This window comes from Sphingomonas sanguinis (genome assembly GCF_001476905.1).
Classification (GTDB): domain Bacteria; phylum Pseudomonadota; class Alphaproteobacteria; order Sphingomonadales; family Sphingomonadaceae; genus Sphingomonas; species Sphingomonas sanguinis_B.
The window spans coordinates 40699-61706 of record NZ_LDTE01000124.1; the positions used below are offsets into that span (position 1 = coordinate 40699).

Sequence of the window (21008 nt, forward strand, 5' to 3'; positions counted from 1 at the left end):
CCTGAGGGGCAAGGGCAAAGATTGGGGGAAGGGGCAAAAAAGAAGGGCCGCCCTTCCCGAAGGAGGGGCGGCCCCGAAGGTCGTCTCTTACGCCTCGGCTTAGAAGCCGAAGTGGATCGACCCGATGAAGGTGCGCGGCGCGCCGAAGGTGTAGCGCGTTGTGCTGGTGTTGGTGGTGCCGGTGCTGAGGTTGCCGAAGTAACGCTCCTTCAGCAGGTTCGACACGTTCAGCTGGAAGAAGGTGTCCTTCAGGCCCAGCGAAGCCATGCTGAACCGCGCGTCCAGATCGACCAGGGTATAGCCCTTGCTGATCAAGTCGTTGACGTCCGTCACGAAACGGTCGCCGGTATGCTTGGCCTGGATGCCGAACGAGACCGGATCGAAGCGGAACTGGGCGCGACCGCCATATTGCCACTTCGGCGTCTCGACGACGAACTTGCCCTTGGTCGCGGCCAGCACCGCACCGGTCTGCGGGTTGATCGCATCCTGGAGCAGTTCGGAGTCGAGGTACGACACGAAGCCGTAGATCGAGAAGTGCTTGCTGGGGTTGATGCCCAGGCTGGCGTCGATGCCCTTGGTCTTGGTCGCGCCGACGTTGCGGTCGATGCTCAGCGTGCCGCCGCCATCGAGCTGCACCAGCGACGAGATGATGCGGTTGTCATACTTGATGTACCAGCCGGCGACCTGCGCCTGGATCAGGCGCGAGGTGTAGCGCAGGCCCAGATCGAACGAGTCGGTCTTTTCCGGCTTCACCGCCGCAACCGGCGAGATTTCGACGGAGTCGAACCCGTACAGGTTGTCGGTACGTGGCACCGAATAGCCCTTCGAGTAGCTGCCGAACATGCCCAGCGTGCTGGTGAAGTTGTAGGTGTAGCCGACATTGGGCAGCACCGCGCTGTAGGTTTCGACGCGGTTGTTATACGGCGCGGCCAGCGTAACGTTGGGGAGCGTCGCATCGAGCGCGCGAACCTGTGCCGCCGTCTGCGACGTGCAATAGGCGTCGTTCGAGCTGCCTGCGATCGTCCAGCAATAGTTGCTGAGGTTACGGCGGAAGAACGGCGCGCGCAGGCCGATGGCCAGCTTGAAGCGGTCCTCGAAGAAAGACCCGCGATATTCACCCGAAATCTGGTGAAGGATTGCATAGGACAGGCGGTTGCGCTTGTTCAGCACGTTGCCCGCTGCATCCTTGACCGCATAGGGGCCTTCGCCGTCGAGAGCGCTGAACGGCTCGCGGGGATCGCCCCACGGGGTGAGCAGGCTGGCTTCGCCGGTCTGACGGTGACGCGCGCGGTCCCAAGTATAGGCGATACGCACCAGGTTGTCGTCGTTGATCTGGTAGCGCAGGCCCGCAATCGCGGTGAAGCGCTGCGTCCGGGTGTTGGACGGGAAGTAGACGCGGACATAATCCAGCGCATCGCCGTCGCCGTTCAGATCGGCACCCGCCGCGATGCCCGCACCGACGCGGGTATATTGGTTGGTGTAGACGTTCTGCAGGAAGCCATCACGCTCCGAGAACACCGCCGTGCCGCCGCCATTGGCGCGAGTGAACGAATAGGCGCCGTCGAAGGTGAACAGCAGCTTGTCGCTGAGCGTCCAGCGCGAGTTCAGGCGGACGTTGCCGGTGTTCGAGGGGTTGGCGTTGTAGCCGTAGTAGTTGCCGCAGGTGCTGCGATCGTCTTGCGTGGTGTTGTTGCCGCGCGCTGCATTGCCCGAGGGCAGGGTGCAGGTGGCGTCGTAGCGATACAGCGACGAGGTGTTGTTGAACACCGTGTCATACTGATCGCGGTTCAGATCGAGCGTATAGGGCGTGGCGGGCGAAATGCCGGTGGTCGGGACCACGCCGGTGCCGAGCACGGTGCGGATGTTGCCTAGGCTGGGGTTGCTGTAGAAGTTGTTGCGGTTTTCGTTATAGTGCGCGGCCAGCGAGATGAAGTCGCCGTTGCTGCCGATCGGCTGATAAATCTTGCCGTTGAACTGGCTCTTGTGGATTTCGCCCGGACCGCGGAACTGGTTGTAGCGCTGGTTGCTGGCCGACACCCATGCCTTGGTGCCGAACGAGGTCAGCTGGCCCAGGTTCAACAGACCGAACACGCGGTTCATGTCGTTGGTGCCGTGCGAATAGACCGCAACGGCATGACGATCGTCGGTCGGGATCAGCGAGCGATAGTTGACCGTGCCGCCCGAGGCGCTGGCGGTCGGCGAGTCGACGTCGGTCGCGCCGAAGTTGACGTTGACCTGCTCGATCAGCTCGGGGTCGAGCTGCTGGTTCGAGTAGATGGCGTAGTTGCCCGAATCGTTCAGCGGAATGCCGTCGAAGGTCAGCGAGATGCGGTTGCCGTCAAAGCCACGGATGCGGATCTGGCCGCCCGACGAGCCATAAGCATCCGAGTTGGTGAAGCTGACGCCCGGAATCTGGTTGATGGTGTCGAGGATCGACTGACCCGGCGCGCGGCGATCGATCAGCTCCTGGGTGATGACGGCCTTCGCCTTGGGCGTATCCGGGATCTGGATGCCGTTGACGCTGGCCGGTCCACGCTGGCCGGTGACGACGACGTCTTCGACTTCGGCCGAGCCGGTCGACTGGGCGAACGCGACCGAAGGAAAGGCGAGCGCGGCGACAGCCGTGCCCAGAAGCAGAGTAGTGCGCATAAATGGTCCCCTTTTCGCGCGCGAAGCGGCGCGGTCCGGCCGTCTTTCGGCTCGGTTGAGCGTGCCCCTGCGCTACGAACATTGCCGTTATGTTACAAAGTTCACGCTTGCGACAGGGGGTGGTTCACTCCGTGTCGAGGCGTTGCAGTTTGGCAACGGTAATGGGAGCGGTAACGCTACTATCTCGCTCTTCTGGCGGTGTAATTTTTAGCGATTGCGGCGGGCTGCGCTTGTCGTCCTACCCTCGCTGGTCCGGCCCGCCCCGGGGCCGGATCGTGACGCCAAAGTCACGATCTGGCCATGCTCAGCTGGCCGCGACCAGCGCGTTCCAGGCGGCTTCGTCGATCACCCGGATGCCCAGGTCCTGCGCCTTTTTCAGCTTCGACCCCGCGCCCGGTCCGGCGATCAGCAGGTCGGTCTTGGCGGAGACCGATCCCGACACGCGCGCGCCCAGCGCTTCGGCCTGGGCCTTGGCCTCGTCACGCGACAGGGTTTCGAGCGTGCCGGTGAAGACCAGGGTCTTGCCGGTCACCTCCGACTCGCGGGTCTGGTGCACGGTGTCGGCGGGCGTGACCTCGCTGAGCAGGTCGTCGACGACCTCGCGGTTATGCGCCTCGGCAAAGAAGTCGAGCAGCGCGTCGGCGACTTCCGGGCCGATCTGCGGCGTGTCGATCGCCGCGACGATCGCGCGCTGGCGGCGCAGCTCGAACTTGCGGTCGGGTTCTCCCAGTGCGGGTACGGTGTCGGCGCGCACCTTGAGCGCGGCGTCGATCATCGCGCGGAAGCCCGCCATCGAGACGAAGCGGCGGGCCAGGTCGCGCGCGGTGATCTCGCCGACATGGCGGATGCCGAGCGCGAAGAGGAAGCGGTCGAGCGATATGTCACGCCGCGCATCGATCGCGGCAAGCAGCTTGTCGACCACCAGCTCGGACATGCGCTCGCGCTGGATCAGCGCCTCGCGGTGCTGGTGCAGGCGGAAGATGTCGGCAGGCGAGGCGATCAGGCCGTCGCGGAAGAACTCCTCGACCCGCACCAGGCCCAGTCCGGTGATGTCGAAGGCGTGGCGCGAGACGAAGTGGATCAGGCGTTCGACGCGTTGCGCCGGGCAGATCAGCCCGCCGGTGCAGCGGATGACGACCTCGCCCTCCTCGCGAGTCGCCAGGCTGCCGCATTCAGGGCAGTGGTCGGGGAAGACGAAGGGTTCTCTGGCGACGTCGCGGGTCAGGTTTTCGACGATCTGCGGGATGACGTCCCCTGCGCGTTGCAGGACCACGCGGTCGCCGGGGCGCACGCCCAACCGCTCGATCTCGTCGGCATTGTGCAGCGTGGCGTTGGTGACGACGACGCCGCCGACCGTCACCGGTTCCAGCCGGGCGACGGGAGTCAACGCACCGGTGCGGCCGACCTGGATGTCGATCTTCTCCAGTGTGGTCTGGGCGCGCTCGGCCGGGAATTTGTGCGCGATCGCCCAGCGCGGCGTGCGTCCGACGATCCCCAGTCGCGCCTGCCAGTCGAGCCGATCGACCTTGTAGACCACGCCGTCGATATCGAAAGGCAGGTCGGCACGCTGCGCCTCGATGGTGCGATAGATGGCTAGTGCCGCCGCGGCATCGGGCACGCGGGCAAAGGCGTCGGCGATGGGAAAGCCCCAGCGGCGCCATGCCTCGACCATGTCGAATTGGGTGTCGACCGGCACGTCGCTCGCCTCGCCCCAGCCATGCGCCAGGAAGCGCAAGGGACGCCCGGCGGTGATCGCCGGGTTCTTCTGGCGCAGCGAACCGGCGGCGGCGTTGCGCGGATTGGCGAACTGGCGGGCCTCCTTGCCCGTTTCGGCCGCTTCCTGCGCCAGCCGGGCGTTGAGCGCGGCGAAATCGGCCTTGCTCATATAAACCTCTCCGCGCACCTCGAACACGGTCGGCGCGTCGGCGGGCAGAGTCTGGGGGATGTCGGCGATGGTGCGGACATTCTCGGTCACGTCCTCGCCGATCGCGCCGTCACCACGAGTCAGCGCCTGGACCAGCCGCCCGTCGACATAGCGCAGCGAACAGGACAAGCCGTCGATCTTGGGTTCGGCGGTCAGGGTGACCGGCTCGTCCTCGGGAAGCTTCAGATAGCGGCGGACGCGGGCGACGAACTCCTCGACCTCTTCGTCGGTAAAGGCGTTGTCCAGGCTGGTCATCGGCCGGGCGTGCGGCACCTTGGCGAGATGGGCGGCGGGGGCAGCGCCGACCTGGGTATTGGGCGAGTCGGTGCGGATCAGGTGCGGGAAGGCCGCCTCGATCGCGCTATTGCGGCGGACCAGCGCGTCATAGTCTGCGTCCGAAATCTCGGGCGCATCCTCGGTATGATAGAGGCGGTTGTGATGGGCGATCTCGCGGGCGAGGCTGTTCAGCTCGGCGGCGGCTTCGAGATCGGTCTGGGGCAGGGGGGGCTGGGGCGTCACGCGGCCCGTGCTAGTCCAGCCCCGGTCGCGGGATCAAGATGGCGGCGTGCGAAGGACGTCAGGACGCCCGGCAATGTGCCGGCCCACACCGGGTCAGGATAGGGGGGCGGCACCGGACGGCATGAAGGATTTCGGCGTCGCGCAGGGCAGCTCATTGACGTCGCAGCCATTTTCGAGGAGCCAGCAGCGCGCCTCGTCGATATGGATCGCGACGCGAGAAAGATCGAGCTTGTCCGCCAGCGCCAGACAGGACTGAAGCCCCGCCAGCAATGCGGTCATATCGTTTGCGCTGGGCGGCATGGGAGAAGAAGTGAGTCGGCTCAGCATCGGTTAGGTCCAATGGGATCACGAAAACGTTCCGGCGCTTGCGCCTTACCACAATCGCGTATCACGTATAAAATAATTTTCCACTAATTGTCAGTGGCACTCCAACAGTCTGTCGGCCTGGGCGCGCGCTTCGTCGGTGATGGTCGCGCCGGACAGCATGCGAGCGATCTCTTCGCGCCGCTCGACCTCGCTCAGGCGGCGCACGCCGGTACGGGTGACGGTGCCGTCATGGCTCTTGGCGATCAGCAGATGCGCGGCCCCGCGCGCCGCCACCTGCGGGCTGTGCGTGACGACGAGCAGCTGGGTCCGCTGGGCCAGACGATGCAGCCGGTCGCCGATCGCCGAGGCGACCGCGCCGCCCACGCCGCGATCGATCTCGTCGAAGATCATGGTGGATGCGCCGCCTTCCTCGGCCAGCGCAACCTTCAGCGCCAGGATGAAGCGCGACAATTCGCCGCCGCTGGCGATCTTCATCAGGGGCGCGAAGGGGGCGCCGGGATTGGTCGAAATCTCGAATTCCACCCGGTCCTTGCCCGCCGCCGACCAGCCGCTCGACTCGACCGGCGCGACGACGGTGCGGAAGCGCGCGGCGTCGAGCTTGAGCGGTGCAAGCTCGTTCTTCACCGCCTGGTCCAGCCGCTCGGCGGCGGCGGCCCGGGCTGTCGAGACTTGCGCGGCGACCTTGTCATAGGCGGCGCGGGCAGTCGCGACCGCCGCCTCCAGCCGTCCGATGCCTTCCTCGCCCGCATCGAGCCGCTCCAGCCGCCCCTGCAGCTGTTCGGTCAGCGCAGCCAGATCGTCGGGCTGGACCCGGTGCTTGCGCGCCATGCCGCGCAGCTCGAACAGGCGCGCTTCGTCCTCCTCCAGTGCGCGGGGGTCATAGGCCAGCTCGCGCTGCGCCTCGACCAGCCGCTCCTCGGCCAGCGATGCCTCGATCACCGCGCGGTCGATCGCGGCGAGCGCGTCGGCCAGCGCCGGATGGTCCTCGCCGATACGCTCCAGCACGCGGGCGGCTTGGCGCAGGCCCGCCAACGCGCCGTCAGAACCCTGCAGATGCTCGTCGATCGCGCCGAGTTCGCCCGCGATCTTTTCCGAACGCTGCATGGTGCGGCGACGGTCGGCCAGCGTCTCTTCCTCGCCGGGCTCCGGGGCGAGCTTGGTGAGTTCGGCGACCGCATGTTCCAGCCATTCGCGGTCGCGCGCCGCCGTCTCGATCTCGTCGCGGGCGGTCGCCAATGCGGTCTCCGCCTCGCGCAAGGCGGCCCAGGCGATCCCGACCGCATGGGTATCGATCCGCCCGAAGCTGTCGAGCATCATCCGGTGGCCGCGTGGGTTCAGCAGGCCGCGATCGTCATGCTGGCCGTGAATCTCGACCAGGAAGGGCGCGATCTCTCGGAGCAACGCGGCGGAGGCGGGCTGGCTGTTGACGAAGCCCCGGCTACCGCCATCGGCCTTGACCTGGCGGCGCACGATCAGCGGCTCGCCGGGTTCGACCTCGATCCCCGCCTCGTCCAGGATCAGCGACAGGCGGCTGTCGGGGGCGGGGGGCTCGAAACTGGCGGTGACGATCGCCTGCCCCGCGCCGTGGCGGACCAGTCCGCTATCGCCGCGCCCCCCCAGCGCCAGGCCCAGCGCGTCGAGCAGGATCGACTTGCCCGCCCCGGTCTCGCCCGTCAGGACGCCCAGGCCACGGCCGAAATCGAGGTCCAGCGCCTCGATCAGGACGACATCACGAATGGACAGCGCGGTCAGCATGGCGCGCGATATAAAGGCAAACGCCGCGCGATGTTATCCCCCGCGGCGAAAATGATCCCGATTTGTTCGGGGCGACACGTGCAGCCAACCGACAGCGAAGCCAATTCCTTCCCTCGCCCCTCATAGAGGGGAGAGGGTTGCGCAGACTTAGGCTTTGCGAAAGCAAAGGCTTAGTCGTAGCTGGGTGAGGGGTGGATGCTCGCATAAGCGAGCGCGAGCCCAAAGCTCGCTCAACCCCTCACCCAAGCTGCGCTAGCCAGCAGGCTGGCAAGCTCCGCTAACCCTCTCCCCTATCCAGGGGAGAGAAGAAAAGACGTAGAAATTTTATCCCGTCGGCGAACTGTTGTTGCCGGTCGGCGTCGGGCGGCCCGGCGCGGCGGCGCTGGGCGTCACGGTGCCGCCGCCGCCACCCGGCTGGCCGATATTGACCGAGCCCGGCGTGCCGGTCGGCACGATGGGCTGGCCCGGCTGGATCGCGGGGATCGGCTGCACCGGATATTCGCGCATCAGCTTATAGGCGCGGTTGTACCAGTCGCTGCCCGGATAATTGGCGCCCAGCACGGCGGCGGCGCGCTCGGCCTCGGGGCGGACGCCCAGCGCCAGATAGGTCTCGGTCAGCCGCATCAGCGCCTCGGGCGTGTGGCTGGTGGTCTGATACTTGTCGACGACGGTGCGGAAGCGCATCGACGCGGCCAGCCACTGATGGCGGTCCTCGTAGAAGCGGCCGATCTCCATCTCCTTGCCCGCCAGGTGATCGTTGACCAGATCGACCTTCAGTCGCGCATCGGCGGCATAGCGGGAATTGGGATAGCGGCGCATCAGCTCACCCAGAGCGTCCAGCGCCTGGCGGGTGATCTTCTGGTCGCGGGTCACGTCCTGGATCTGCTCGTAATAGCCGAGCGCGATCAGGTAATAGGCATAGGGCGCGTCGCGATTGCCGGGGTGAACCGACAGGAAACGCTGCGCCGACTGGATCGACTGGGTATAGTCGCGGCCGAGATAATAGCTGAACGCGCTCATCAGCTGTGCGCGGCGGGCCCAGATCGAATAGGGGTGCTGGCGCTCCACCTCGTCGAACAGCAGCGCCGCTTCCTTGTAGCGGTGCTGGTCCAGCCGGTTCTTGGCGGCCGTGTACAGCGTGCCCACGTCGCGCGCGACATAAGGCAGGTCGGTGCGGGTACGGTTGCGGGCGCAACCCGCGATCGGAAGGGCCATGGCGGCGATGAGCGCCAGCGACAGCGCACGGGAACGGGGGTTACGCATCGCGCATGTCCTTAGCGCAGCATTGGGGCGGGGAACAGTCCTTCCGCGCACATGGCATCACGACGGATTCGCGGGCGGAACGGCTTGCCTTCGGCTATCGGCTCGCGGCATGGGCGGGCGCGACGATGACCGGGCGGACTGCGGGGCGGAACGGCCCGGCGCACCGACGGTTTCACCGTCGCCCGATCGGAAGGATTGAACGACCCATGCCCGCCACGCTGCTCCACACCCACCGCGTCGAAAAGCCCTGGGGGCGTCACACGCTGTATCCCGGGTTCGAGGATGCTCCGGCCGATGGTGCGCCGATCGGCGAAGTGTGGTTCCAGGAGCCTGGCGACACCTCGCCCGATCTGCTCATCAAATATCTCTTCACCAGCGAGAAGCTGTCGGTCCAGGTGCATCCCGACGACGAACAGGCCCAGGCCCGTGGCCTGCCGCGCGGCAAGGACGAATGCTGGACGATCCTGACCGCCGAGCCCGATTCGACCATCGCGCTGGGGCCCAAGGCACCGATGACCAAGGAGCAATTGCGGGCCGATGCGCGGAACGGCTCGGTCGAGGCCGATCTCGACTGGGTGCCGGTGAAGGAAGGCGACTTCTATTACGCCCCCTCGGGCACGATCCATGCGATCGGCGCGGGGCTGACCGTGATCGAGGTGCAGCAGAATAGCGAAACTACCTATCGCCTGTATGATTATGGCAGCGACCGCGAACTGCATTTGGAGGACGGTGTCGATGTCGCGCATCTGACCCCGTATCAGCCGATCGTCTCGCCGGGCCCGGCGGGTGAGGGACGCGATATCCTGGTCGAGGGGCCGAAATTCGTGCTCGAGCGCTGGGCGGCGGGCGAACATGCGGTGACCTTGCCCGAGGGCCGGACGGCTTGGCTGATCCCGATCACCGGTTCGGGCGAAGTCGCAGGCGTCGCGTTCCAGGCAGGCCAGTGCCTGACGGTGACGGGCACCGAGACGATCACCCTGTCGGCCGATGGCGATGCGTTGTTCGCTTATGCGGGGACGCAGCGGCTGTAAGAGTTGAGGGCACCACCCTCCCTTCCCGGGTGGGAGAGGGAGGGCGGTCCTTCGGACGAGATTGCGGGTTTAGAATAGCCCGGGCACGTCCCGCTGCGCGGGCGAGGGGTTGTTCGGCTGAACCAGCTTGCGCGGGCCGTCGCTGACTGACAGTGCGCGGAACGACGATGTGCTGATCGGTGTACAGCTCTTACCCTGCAGGAAGTTCAGCGCGGCGCGGGTCGAGGCTTCCTGCGGATCGCCCATCTTGCGGGTCAGGTCGTCCCCCGCCTGGCAAGTGGCGCTCATTCGGCTGGCCAGTCCGTCATAATAATCGCCCTGGCGATTGGCGTTCTGGGAGGCAAAGGCGATGACGCGCAGCCGGTCGTCGCAAGCCGCATTGTCGAGCCCGATCTGCCCCACCGGCTTGCCATAGGTATTGGCGCCGATCAGGCCGCTGTTCGATCCCATGTAGGGCAAGCTGCGATTAATGACCAATTCGCTCGCCGAGGCGGTGCCACCGGTGCCGATAAAGGCGATGCGGGTCGGCGCGATCGATTCGGGCTGTGGCGCGAAATAGTCCGTCTCGTTCTGCGCCGACTTGCTGGGACGCAGCGTCACATATCCCAGCACGTCTGTCTTCTGACGCGCGCCGCCGAGCAGGTTGTTGAATAGGTCGGCGATATTGACGGCGCCGCCGCCATTATAGCGGAGATCGACGATCACTTGGGTGATCCCCTGCTGCTTGAAGGTCGCGAAGGCGGCGCGCAGCTGTGGATCGGCGGTGCTGATGAAAGTGCGCAGATTTATGTAACCGTAACGCTGGCCGTTTTCGACGATCACCTGCGTGCCGTAATTGGGCGAGACTGGCTGGATGGTATAACTGGCCTTGGTCAGCGTGACGTTGCGGACATTGCCCGACGGATCGGCGACGCGCAGCACGCGGGTGGTCCCCGCCGTATCGGGCCCGAGTGCGTTTTCGATTCCGTTATTTTGGTCTGCGCGCACGATGTCCGAGATCGAGCGGATGGTCGAGCTGGAGGTGCCGATCCCCTGAATCTCGGTTCCGCGATCGATCCCGGCGGCGAGCGCGACACCGCTTTCGAAGGATTCGGCGACCATCAGCTTGGTCTGGGTCGAGTCGGCGGTCAGGCGAAAGCCGAATCCGGCGTCCGAGCCGGAATTGTAATAGGCGTCCTCCTCCTTGATGGAGGTGATGTGCGTAAAATAGCGATCCTTGCGCTGGGCGCGCGCTGTCGCGGTCAGCGCGTCGATATAGTCGCTGATATTGGTATATTGGCTGGGGTCGAGGCTGGTCGGCAGCGTCTCCGGGAAGAGATACCATTCGTTCATCTGGGCCAGCACCCAGTTCTGGCGGTCGCGCAGCGAACATCCCGCCACCGCCGTCGATCCGCCGCCGCCACCGCCGGATGCGATCTGGCCGCCACCACTGCTGCCGCCGCCGCCGCCATCGCCGCAACCTGCCAGCATGGCTGTCAAAGCCAAAAGCGCGCCGAACCGTCCCATCTGCTTCATGAAAACCCCCTCGAACGGGATGACCGCATCCCGCCGTGTCAATGTGTCCGTGTCGAACTGTCCGGCGCATGAACGATTCGAGCGGGTGTCGATCATCGATCGACAATCTTACGCTGCCATGACGTATCCGGTGCTGACAAGACGATGCTGACGCGCAAACATCGTGGCGATCATCGTCCGGGGCGGTTACGAACAAAGCTCGGCCAAGCGGGCCGTAGGCGGTGATGGGGATCGGAAGAGCGGATGATGCATGTCCTGACCCTGTCCAGCCTGTTTCCCGACGCGACTCGGCCCAATTTTGGCATCTTCGTCGAACGGCAGACCACGGCGTTGGCGTCGCGGCCGGGCGTCTCGGTCCGGGTGGTCGCGCCGATCGGCCTGCCCATCCGGCCACTGGCGGGGGCCGCGCGTTTCCGGGCGCAGGCCGCACTGCCCGAGCGGGAGGACTGGCACGGGCTGGACGTGTCGCGGCCGCGCTTCACGACCCTGCCCGGCACGGGCGGACGGTTTCACGTCATGGCGCTACGCCGGGCGCTGGTTCCCGTACTCGACCGGCTGCGCGACGAGCAGCGGTTCGACGTGATCGACGCATCCTTCTTCTTTCCCGATGGTCCAGCAGCGGTGGCGCTGGGGCGGCGATATGGCGTGCCCGTGTCGATCAAGGCGCGCGGGGCCGATATTCATCATTGGGGCCGCATGTCCGCCACGCGCAGCCAGGTCGCGCGAGCGGCGACGCAGGCGGACGGCCTGCTGGCGGTCAGCGATGCGATGGCCGAGGATGTGGCTGCGCTGGGCGTGTCACGGCATCGGATTCGCGTCCATCACACCGGCGTCGACCAGGCCCGCTTCCAGCCGATCGAGCGGGCGGCGGCCAAACAGGCGCTGGGCGTCGCCGGGCCGCTCGTCATCTCGCTGGGGGCGCTGATCCCGCGCAAGGGGCACGGCGTGGTCATCGATGCGGTTGCGCGCCTGCCCGGCGTCACCTTGGTCATCATCGGGGAGGGGGCCGAGCGTGCCGCGCTGATCGCCCGCGCCGAACGAGCGGGGGTGGCGGAACGGGTCCGGCTGATCGGCGGTGTGCCGCACGCGGACCTGCCCGAGTGGCTGGGCGCGGCGGACGTCATGGCGCTGGCCTCGGTGTCGGAGGGACTCGCCAATGCCTGGGTCGAGTCGCTCGCCTGCGGCACGCCGGCCGTCATTACCCCGGCGGGCGGCGCGGCCGATGTCGTGACCAGCCGGGCGGCGGGCCGGATCGCGCAAGCCGACCCAGACTCCTTTGCCACTGCCATTCGTGAGTTGCTCGATCAACCGCCCGATCCGTGGGCGACCCGCGCGGCGGTGCGCGACTTTACCTGGACGGCCAATGCAGCGGCACTGCACTCGCATTTAGCGGAATTGGTGGCGGTAAGAGGTCAGGCGTCGAGCGGGTAGAGGGCAGCGACGATCTTGCGACCTTCGCCGCGCAGCACGCCCCAGGAGCGGGCGGCGGCGCGGCTGTCCATCACCTCGACGCCCAGGCCGCGCGCTTCCAGCGCGGCGACGAAGGCGGCGGGCGCGCGGCGCAGGGTGGCGCCGGTGCCGAGCAGCAGGAATTCGGGCGCCTCGTCGACCAGCGCGGCCACCGCTCCGGCGGTCAGCAAGTCGAAGGGCGGGGGGCTCCAGGGCTCATGCCAGTCGGGCGCGAGGAGCAGCGCCGGATAGGCGATCTCGCCGACCCGATAGCCCGTGGCGGCAAAGCCACGGACGATCGGGCCGGGCGCGGTCGGATCGCGCGTGATGCGGATCGAGTCGCTCATGATGGGCGACTCAGCCCTCGCGCGGGGTGATGCGCTCGGCGTCGGACACCTTGCGCTTGTCGGTGGTGCCCGGCTTCTCGCGGTTCGGCTCGGCGCGCAGGCCCAGCGTGATGAGCAGCGAGGACGAGACGTATATCGACGAATAGGTGCCGACCACGATGCCCAGGATCATCGCGGCGGTGAAGCCGCGCAGCACATGGCCGCCCAGCAGCAGCAGCGCGATCAGCGCCAGCAGGATCGTGACCGAGGTCATGACCGTGCGCGGCAGCGTTTCGTTCACCGACAGGTTGATGATCTCGCGCATGTCCATCTTGCGATAGCGGCGCATATTCTCGCGGATGCGGTCGTCGATGACGATCTTGTCGTTGATCGAATAGCCGATGATGGTCAGGAACGCCGCGATGATCGTCAGGTCGACTTCAAAGCGGGTGACCGCGAAGAAGCCCAGCGTCACCAGAAGATCGTGGACGATCGCGACGATCGTCGACACGCCGAACTGCCATTCGAAGCGGAAGATGGCGAACAGGCCGATGCCCAGCACCGCCAGCACCACCGCCAGCACGCCGTGCTTGATCAGCTCGCCCGAAACCTTGCCCGACACCGTGTCGTAACGGCTGAAGGTCGCGCCGGGGAATTGCTGGCCCAGCACGGCCTCTACCTTGCGGACGACGGCATTGGTCGCGCCATCGTCGTTCGAGGTGGGGGCGGGCAGGCGGATGCTGATGGTCCGGCCGTCGCCGACCGTCTGGATATTGGCTTCGCCGACGCCCAGCCCGTCGATGACCGAACGGACCCGGTCGACCGACGGCGGATTGGGGAATTTTTCTTCGATCATCAGGCCGCCGACGAAGTCGACGCCCAGATTGAGGCCCTTGGCGAACGTGACCCCGACCGCCAGCAGGGTGAGCGCGAGCGTCAGCCCGAACGCCCAGCCGCGCAGGCGGACAAAGTCGATGTTCGTATTGTCGGGGACGAGTTTCAGGAGGCGCATGATCTGTTCTCCTGCCTCAAATGTTGATGGTCTTGGGCTTTTCGCGGCGCAACCATAGCGCCACGAGCATCCGGGTGAAGGTGACGGCGGTGAACACGCTGGTCACGATGCCGATCAGCAGCACGACCGCGAAACCCTTGACCGGGCCCGAGCCGAGCACGAGCATGATGATGCCCGAGATCGCGTGGGTGACGTTCGCCTCGAAGATCGTGCGGCTGGCCTCCTTGTAGCCCAGCTCGACCGACTGGACGACGCTTCGTCCCCGTCTGCGTTCCTCGCGGATACGCTCGTTGATCAGCACGTTGGCGTCGACCGCGGTGCCGATGGTCAGGATGAAGCCCGCAATGCCGGGCAGGGTCAGTGTCGCCTTGATCATCGCCATGACGGCCAGGATGACCAGCACGTTGATGACCACCGCCAGGTTCGCATACATGCCGAACCGGCCATAGGTGACCGCCATGAATACGATCACCGCGACCGCCGCGATCGCCGAGGCCAGGATGCCCGCGCGGATCGAGTCGGCGCCCAGGTCGGGGCCGACGGTGCGTTCCTCGATGACCTTCAGGTCGATCGGCAGCTTGCCTGAGCGCAGCGCGATGGCGAGTTCGTTAGCCGACTGGGCGGTGAAGTTGCCGTTGATGACGCCGCGACCGCCCAGGATCGGGGTTTCGATGTTCGGGGCCGAAATCACCTTGTTGTCGAGGATGATCGCGAAGGGCTTGCCGACATTCTCCTGGGTGATGCGCGCGAACTTGCGGCCACCCTGTCCGTCGAAGGTGAAGGCGACCTGTGCCGCATTGGTCTGCTGGTCGAAGGTCTGCTGCGCGTCGATCAGCTGGTCGCCGGAAATGACGACCGGACGCTTCACCGCGATCACCGGAATGCCCAGCGGATTGCCCGGATAGGGCAGGACCTGGCTACCGGCGGGGGCATTGCCCTTCAGCAGGTCGGCCGGGTTCGCGGTGGTGTCGACCAGCTTGAATTCCAGCTTGGCGGTCTTGCCGAGCAGATCCTTCAGCGCCTGCGGATTCTGGAGGCCGGGCACCTGCACGACGATACGGTTGGTACCCTGCTGCAGGATGGTGGGCTCCTTGGTGCCCAGTTCGTCGATACGGCGACGCACGACCTCGGTCGCGGTCTTCATCGCGGTGTCGATCGCCTGGGTCAGGCCCGCCTGGGTCGGCTTCAACACGAAGCGCGAGGTGTCGACGACCGAGATGTCCCATTCGCGCTGGCCGGTCAGGCCCGCACCGCCGCCGGTGATCGACAGCAGCCGCTCGCGGGCCGCATCGACCTGCGACGGATCGCGCAGCATGAAGCTGAGCTGGCCGCCCCGGACCGAGATGTCACCGATGTCGATGCGCGGATTGCCGCGCCGCATCTCGGCCGCGACCTGGTCGCGCATCGTCTCCAGCCGCGAATTGGCGAGATCATCGGTATCCGCTTCCAGCAGCAGATAGCTGCCGCCCGCCAGGTCCAGGCCCTTGCTGACGCGCGGATGGGGGATCGCCCCCCATGTGTCCGTCATGCTCTCGGGCAGGAAGCTCGGGATCGCCAGCAGGCACAGGGCCGCCAGAAACGCGACGATGGAAGCGACCTTCCAGCGGGGGAAATCCAGCATGGGATCAGTCGTTCGCGGGCTTGGCGGTGGGGTCGATGACGTCGGTCAGCGTCGCCTTGACCACACGAACGCGGACGTTCGGGGCGATCTCGACCTCGACCAACTGGTCCTCGACGCGGGTCACCTTGCCGACGATGCCGCCCGCCGTGGTGACCTGATCGCCCTTCTTGACCGCCTCGATCGACGCCTGCAGCGTCTTCATGCGGCGCTGTTGCGGGCGGATCATCAGGAAATAGAAGACGACGAAAACGAGGAGCAGCGGCGCGAGGCTCAGGAACGAGGCGGCTCCGCTGGATGCGGCCCCGGAAGCGGCCTGGGCGGTGAAGGGAATGAACATTCGGACCCGTCTATGCTGAATGGGCACGGGCACCGGTCGACCGATGACGATCGACAAGCCCCCATGTCGGATAGCCTGCCCGCTACCATCGCAGGCGGACAGGCGCAATGGAGACGCCGATGTGGGGTGCCGACTATCTGCACATCAAGGCTTGCATGTCCCGAACAACCCGCCTAAAGGCCGCCGCTCGGTCGGGGCGTAGCGCAGCCTGGTAGCGCATCACACTGGGGGTGTGGGGGTCGCAGGTTCGAATCCTGTCGCCCCGACCAATCTTCTACTGACATCGGTGGTAAGGCGACGAAGCGGGCGAAAGCCCGCTTTTTTCGTTCCTGGCGTATTCTGCTTTCACCGTGGAGTGAAGCGCGGGAGGTTTGGCTTCATGGCGGACCAAAGCGATCCAAGCTGAATGGCGGCTATTTTGGGTGGAAAGCGGACATTGAGATGACTGCGCCTGCGTGCGAGCATGTGTGCATGAACCGTTCGCAAGCCATCGCTGCCGCTGAGCATTTTTTGGCGACTGTCTGGGGTGAAAAACTTCCCAGCGATGAAGCCTTGCTCAGCGCGTTGGATCGGCTTGTCGCCGCTTACCATGAGACGCCACATGGCGATGCCACAGACGCCGAGATCGATGCGCCGCGACAGGATGGCCCGTCCCTCTACAAGCAAGTGGCCGAACGCTTCCCGGCTTACGGGTATTATCCCGTAGCCGACCCAACCAAATCGCTTGATGACGCGCTCATGACGGCGGACGCCATCGATGATCTAGCCGACCTAACGCTCGATATGCGCGAAGTGCTTTGGTTTGCAGAGAATGTGAGCATTGATGACGCTCACTTCGCCTTTCGGCTTCATCACTTTCACTGGGGACAGCACGCAAGAGAGCTTGCCATATTTCTGTGTGGACGACTCTGGGGGTGAATGTCTGCTGTGGGTGAAAAGCGGACACGCATAAACGACTATACCGAGCCAAGCACGTCACCAATGAAGCCGGTGAAACCGAGGACCAAGACCGTTAGGGTGGCAGGAACGATCCACGCCCAAAGCCACACTAGGCGTCGCATGCCGTTCTTCCGAGCGCGCCATAGGGCGAGCGCATAGATGGGCGACCAAAGGATCAGCGCCGGAAGCCAGAATACCAGCAGTATGATCGGAGTAAGGGTGATCGCGAGCCACAGCACGACATTAGTGTACCTACGCTTGGGGCATCCGCAACTGGGCGAAAGCCGCCGCCTCTACCGTACTGTCATCCCCGCCGCCGCAACCTGCGACAACAGGTTCGCCCTCACCGCATCCGAGACCGGCGGCAAGGGCCGTGCTGCCTTGCCATGGCGCAGGCGTTCGCGGTCCTTTTCGTCCGGCTCGACGACCCGTACCCGCACCGCTGCCTTGCCGACCGCGCGCAGGCCCAGTTGCTCCGCGGCACCGCGCGACAGGTCGATGATCCTCGACGATCCCGCAAAAGGCCCGCGATCGTTGACCCGGACGATGATCCGCCGCCCGGTGTCGAGCGCCGTCACCTCGACATAGCTGGGCAGGGGCAAGGTGGTATGCGCCGCCGTCGCCCAGCCGGGGCGAAAGCGTTCGCCGTTCGCGGTGCGCTTGCCCGATTCGCTGCCATACCAGCTGGCATAGCCCAGCATGTCATAGGTTGCGTCCTCGGCGGGGACATAGGTGATGCCGCGGACCGTATAGGGCTTGCCGATCCGCACCGGATAGTCGCTGACCGGCCGGTAATTCCCGCCCGAACAGGCGGCGAGCAGGGCCGCCGCTGCCGGGGTCCATCGGCGCATCGCTTTCCAAACCATGACGCCCGATTAGGCCGCGCGGCGCGCGCGATAAAGCGGTTTGCGCCTCGATTGGCCGCATAGTAGCGTGCGGGCAGGGCGGGCTTTCAGCCGGTCCGATCAATCGCATCGGTGCCCCCTTGGGGCTGAAAACGGGAATGGGGTGCAAGGCCCCGGCTGTCCCTGCAACTGTAAGCGGTGAGCGAGCGATGCTGGTCCATCAGGACGGCCACTGGAGACATGCTCCGGGAAGGCTGCATCGCATTCGCTTCGACCCGCGAGCCAGGAGACCTGCCGATGCGAGTCGCTCTTGCCGCGATCCAGGGGATGGTCATGGCTAGGATATATTGTATCATGCGAGCGACGCCATGGGGCGACCTGAATCGGAACCCGGCCCGGCGTGCGCCCGCCGAAGCTGGGGAACCGCCGCGACAGCGGAAAGGTCTGCCCGAGTCGCAACGGCGCCCTAAAAGCGTGATCCGTCCATGTCCGAAGTTTCCGCCCGACCATCGTTGAAGCGCCGCGTCACCCTGCTGATGGGGGCGCTGGTCGTCATCAATATCGCCGTCTGGGGTTGGGCGCTGAGCGTCTTTGCGGGCAACAGCCTGATGCTGGGCACCGCTTTGCTCGCCTATAGCCTGGGGCTGCGTCATGCGGTCGATGCCGATCATATCGCCGCCATTGACAATGTGACCCGCAAGCTGATGCAGGACGGGCAGCGCCCGATCGCGGTCGGCCTGTGGTTTGCGCTCGGCCATTCCGCCATCGTGCTGATCGCGGCGACGACGGTCGCGCTCGCCGCCAGCACGCTGTCCGACTTCGAGGCGTTTGGGCAGAGCGGTGGCACGATCGCGACCATCGTCTCGGCCAGCTTCCTGTTCGCCATCGCGATCATGAACCTGATCATCCTGCGCGATGTCTGGACCCGTTTCCGCCGTGTCGCGCGCGGCGAGCCGATGGCGGAGGCCGATGCCGACATGCTGTTTTCGGGGCAGGGGCCTTTGTCACGGCTGTTCCGGCCGCTGTTTCGCCTGATCCGGCGCAGCTGGCATATGGCGCCGCTCGGGTTCCTGTTCGGGCTGGGCTTCGACACCGCGACCGAGGTGGCGATCCTTGGCCTGTCGGGCTCGCACGCGGCGGACGGCGTGTCGCTCGCGACGATCCTGGTGTTCCCGGTGCTGTTCGCGGTCGGCATGGCGCTGATCGATACCGCCGACGGGCTGGTGATGCTCGGCGCTTACGAATGGGCCTTCGTCCATCCGCTGCGCAAACTCTATTATAATATGACGATCACCCTCGTCTCCGCGCTGGTCGCGCTGGTGATCGGCGGCATCCAGGCGACCGCGCTGCTGGCCGAGCGGTTCGGCTGGACGGCGGGGCCGTTCCGCTATGCAGCGGCGCTGTCCGAACATTTCAACGTGCTGGGCTTCGCCATCGTCGGGCTGTTCGTCCTTTGCTGGGGCGCAAGCTTCCTCCTTTATCGCTGGCGCGGCTTCGCGGCGATGGAGGCGCGAATTGCCAAGCCCGGCGCGGCGGGATAAATGCCGCGCATCGGGGGCGAAATCCCCCGAAGATCGCGCCGGTGCCCGCAAGGGCTTTAACGGGAATGGGGTGCAAATCCCCGGCTGTCCCTGCAACTGTAAGCGGTGAGCGAGCGATGCTGGTGCTCCGATGAGGGCACGGCCACTGGAGTGATCCGGGAAGGCGCATCCCTTCGCTTTGACCCGCGAGCCAGGAGACCTGCCGGCGTCATGGTCGCTCTTGCCTGGACCCAGGGGGTGGTCGGGGCACGGTTCTCCGTCGGAGAGCGACGAAGCCATGCGGCCGGGGCCGCATCGGTCGCCGGTTCAGCGGGGTGGACGCATGTCGCGCGCCCGTTCGTCACCGCTCCGGCGATCGGCCCCGCGTCTGCGCTCGCTCGTCCGGCGCGTCGGAGAAACATCATGCGTGACCTCTCCAAGGTCCCCGTCACCATCGTCACCGGCTTTCTGGGCGCGGGGAAAACCACGCTCATCAGCCATCTGATCCGCAATGCGGGTGGCCGTCGCCTGGCGGTGGTGGTCAACGAATTCGGCACTTTGGGCGTCGACGGCGACATCCTCCAGTCTTGCGCCATTCCCGATTGCCCGGCGGAGAATATCGTCGAGCTGGCCAATGGCTGCATCTGCTGCACCGTCGCCGACGACTTCATCCCCACGGTCGAAAAGCTGCTGGCGATGGAGCCGCGCCCCGATCACATCCTGATCGAGACGTCGGGCCTGGCGCTGCCCAAGCCGCTGTTGAAGGCGTTCGACTGGCCCGCCATCCGTTCGCGAATCACCGTCGACGGCGTGGTCGCGCTGGCCGATGCCGAAGCGGTCGCGGCGGGCCGCTTCGCCCCAGATCTCGACGCGGTCGAGGCCCAGCGCGCCGCCGATCCCAGCCTGGACCATGAAACCCCGCTGTCCGAAGTGTTTGAGGACCAGCTCGCCTGTGCCGATATCGTGCTGCTGACCAAGGCGGACCTCGCCGGGCCGGAGGGTGTCGCCAAGGCGCGCGCGATCATCGCCGCCGAGGCGCCGCGCCCCTTGCCGATGGTCGAAGCGGTCGACGGCATCGTCTCCGCCGAGATCGTGCTGGGCCTGGAAGCCGCCGCCGAGGACGACATCGCTGCGCGCCCCTCGCACCATGACGGCGCGGACGATCACGAGCATGACGATTTCGACAGCATCTCGGTGATGCTGGGCGAGGTGGACAGCCCCGAGGCGATCGCCGCGCGGATCGTCACGCTGGCCGAGCAGCAGGATATCCTGCGCGTAAAGGGCTATGCCGCAGTCGCGGGCAAGCCGATGCGGCTGCTGGTCCAGGCGGTCGGCCGCCGGGTCCGCACGACCTATGACCGCCCTTGGGGCGCGGGCGAGCCGCGCGGCACGCAGCTGGTCGTCATCGCCGAGCATGACCGGATCGACCGTCCCGCGATCGAGGCCGTGCTGAAGGGCTAAGGCCGGTGCATCTCGTCTTTCGCGAGAGCCATGGGCTGGAGGAACAGGCGGTTCCGCAGGATCTGGGGCAGCGCCCCGGTGACGTGGTCGTGCTGTCCTTCTCCGACAGCGACCTCAGCGCCTTTGCGGCGGGCTGGCGGGCGGGGGGATTCCCCTGGTCGTTGCGGCTCGCCAATCTGGCGGCGCTGGTCCATCCGCTGTCGGTCGACACCTATGTCGAGCAGACTTTGGTGCATGCGAAGGCGATCCTGATCCGGCTGATCGGCGGGGCGGCCTATTGGGAATACGGCCTGCGCGAGGTCGAGCGGCTGGCGCGGGAGAAGGGCATCGCGCTGGCGGTGCTGGCGGCGGATGGGCGTGAGGACCGGCGGCTGATGGTGGCGTCGACCGTGGGCGATGACATGGTGCGGCGGTTGACGGCGCTGTGCGACGTAGGTGGTGCGCAGGCGGCGGCGATGGCGTTAGGGGAGTTGGCGCGGGCCGCCTCGCCTGTGACTCTTGCCCCTCCCCAACCC

At 66.2% G+C, this 21008-nt stretch carries 16 protein-coding genes, 1 tRNA gene, 1 pseudogene and 2 riboswitches; of the genes and pseudogenes, 7 read left to right on the plus strand and 11 right to left on the minus strand.

The window, feature by feature from the left end:
• Positions 1–99: 99 nt before the first annotated feature.
• The 5 genes from SB4_RS16675 to SB4_RS16695 all read right to left on the minus strand — a co-directional run bounded on the left by SB4_RS16675 (position 100) and on the right by SB4_RS16695 (position 8437).
• Entirely contained in the window at positions 100–2649 is a 2550-nt protein-coding gene (locus SB4_RS16675; RefSeq protein WP_058753474.1) for a TonB-dependent receptor, read from the minus strand.
• Positions 2650–2953: 304 nt separating this feature from the next.
• Positions 2954–5092 (minus strand): NAD-dependent DNA ligase LigA, encoded by a 2139-nt coding sequence (gene ligA / locus SB4_RS16680; protein WP_241488665.1) that lies wholly within the window; start codon positions 5090–5092, stop codon positions 2954–2956.
• A 93-nt stretch (positions 5093–5185) separates the two neighbouring features.
• Positions 5186–5419, minus strand: a complete 234-nt coding sequence (locus SB4_RS16685; RefSeq protein WP_153006298.1) for a hypothetical protein — start codon at positions 5417–5419, stop codon at positions 5186–5188.
• Positions 5420–5509: 90 nt separating this feature from the next.
• On the minus strand, positions 5510–7174 hold the full coding sequence (gene recN / locus SB4_RS16690) for a DNA repair protein RecN (protein WP_058753476.1): 1665 nt from the start codon (positions 7172–7174) through the stop codon (positions 5510–5512).
• Between the two features lie 324 nt (positions 7175–7498).
• Positions 7499–8437: an outer membrane protein assembly factor BamD gene (locus SB4_RS16695; protein ID WP_058717112.1), complete on the minus strand. Its 939-nt coding sequence runs from the start codon at positions 8435–8437 to the stop codon at positions 7499–7501.
• Positions 8438–8643: 206 nt separating this feature from the next.
• Here SB4_RS16695 and SB4_RS16700 point away from each other — a divergent pair, with 206 nt between their 5' ends.
• Entirely contained in the window at positions 8644–9468 is an 825-nt protein-coding gene (locus SB4_RS16700) for a pirin family protein (RefSeq protein WP_058753477.1), read from the plus strand.
• Between the two features lie 69 nt (positions 9469–9537).
• Here the strand turns inward: SB4_RS16700 and SB4_RS16705 are convergent, their stop codons facing one another.
• On the minus strand, positions 9538–10983 hold the full coding sequence (locus tag SB4_RS16705) for a S41 family peptidase (protein WP_082670256.1): 1446 nt from the start codon (positions 10981–10983) through the stop codon (positions 9538–9540).
• A gap of 243 nt (positions 10984–11226) precedes the next feature.
• Between SB4_RS16705 and SB4_RS16710 the strand changes: the two genes are divergently transcribed.
• Positions 11227–12414: a glycosyltransferase gene (locus SB4_RS16710; RefSeq protein WP_058753478.1), complete on the plus strand. Its 1188-nt coding sequence runs from the start codon at positions 11227–11229 to the stop codon at positions 12412–12414.
• Here SB4_RS16710 and SB4_RS16715 read toward each other — a convergent pair.
• The 4 genes from SB4_RS16715 to yajC are packed head-to-tail and all read right to left on the minus strand — an operon-like array spanning position 12396 to position 15728.
• Positions 12396–12779: an Mth938-like domain-containing protein gene (locus tag SB4_RS16715; protein ID WP_058753479.1), complete on the minus strand. Its 384-nt coding sequence runs from the start codon at positions 12777–12779 to the stop codon at positions 12396–12398. The two genes, SB4_RS16710 and SB4_RS16715, sit on opposite strands and share 19 nt — an antisense overlap.
• Positions 12780–12789: 10 nt before the next feature.
• Positions 12790–13770: a protein translocase subunit SecF gene (gene secF, locus SB4_RS16720; protein ID WP_058753480.1), complete on the minus strand. Its 981-nt coding sequence runs from the start codon at positions 13768–13770 to the stop codon at positions 12790–12792.
• 16 nt (positions 13771–13786) lie between these two features.
• Positions 13787–15391 carry a protein translocase subunit SecD gene (gene secD / locus SB4_RS16725; protein ID WP_058734311.1) on the minus strand — a complete coding sequence of 535 codons (1605 nt, stop codon included), beginning with the start codon at positions 15389–15391 and terminating at the stop codon, positions 13787–13789.
• Positions 15392–15395: 4 nt separating this feature from the next.
• Positions 15396–15728 carry a preprotein translocase subunit YajC gene (yajC, locus tag SB4_RS16730; RefSeq protein ID WP_058717106.1) on the minus strand — a complete coding sequence of 111 codons (333 nt, stop codon included), beginning with the start codon at positions 15726–15728 and terminating at the stop codon, positions 15396–15398.
• 192 nt (positions 15729–15920) lie between these two features.
• On the opposite strand from yajC, the gene SB4_RS16735 reads away from it, so the two are divergent.
• Together SB4_RS16735 and SB4_RS16740 are read left to right on the plus strand one after the other, a co-directional pair.
• A tRNA-Pro gene (locus SB4_RS16735) sits at positions 15921–15997 on the plus strand.
• Between the two features lie 202 nt (positions 15998–16199).
• Positions 16200–16646, plus strand: a complete 447-nt coding sequence (locus SB4_RS16740) for a hypothetical protein (RefSeq protein ID WP_058753489.1) — start codon at positions 16200–16202, stop codon at positions 16644–16646.
• Positions 16647–16960: 314 nt separating this feature from the next.
• Here the strand turns inward: SB4_RS16740 and SB4_RS16750 are convergent, their stop codons facing one another.
• Positions 16961–17518: a septal ring lytic transglycosylase RlpA family protein gene (locus SB4_RS16750; protein ID WP_058753490.1), complete on the minus strand. Its 558-nt coding sequence runs from the start codon at positions 17516–17518 to the stop codon at positions 16961–16963.
• 107 nt (positions 17519–17625) lie between these two features.
• Positions 17626–17825, plus strand: a riboswitch (cobalamin riboswitch).
• A 172-nt stretch (positions 17826–17997) separates the two neighbouring features.
• On the opposite strand from SB4_RS16750, the gene SB4_RS16755 reads away from it, so the two are divergent.
• The 3 genes and pseudogenes from SB4_RS16755 to cobN form a co-directional block, all read left to right on the plus strand.
• On the plus strand, positions 17998–19053 hold the full coding sequence (locus SB4_RS16755) for a HoxN/HupN/NixA family nickel/cobalt transporter (RefSeq protein ID WP_058753481.1): 1056 nt from the start codon (positions 17998–18000) through the stop codon (positions 19051–19053).
• A gap of 22 nt (positions 19054–19075) precedes the next feature.
• Positions 19076–19274: riboswitch (cobalamin riboswitch) on the plus strand.
• A gap of 181 nt (positions 19275–19455) precedes the next feature.
• Positions 19456–20493 carry a cobalamin biosynthesis protein CobW gene (gene cobW, locus SB4_RS16760; RefSeq protein ID WP_058753482.1) on the plus strand — a complete coding sequence of 346 codons (1038 nt, stop codon included), beginning with the start codon at positions 19456–19458 and terminating at the stop codon, positions 20491–20493.
• Between the two features lie 5 nt (positions 20494–20498).
• A pseudogene (gene cobN / locus SB4_RS16765) lies at positions 20499–21008 on the plus strand (cobaltochelatase subunit CobN); the annotation flags it as partial.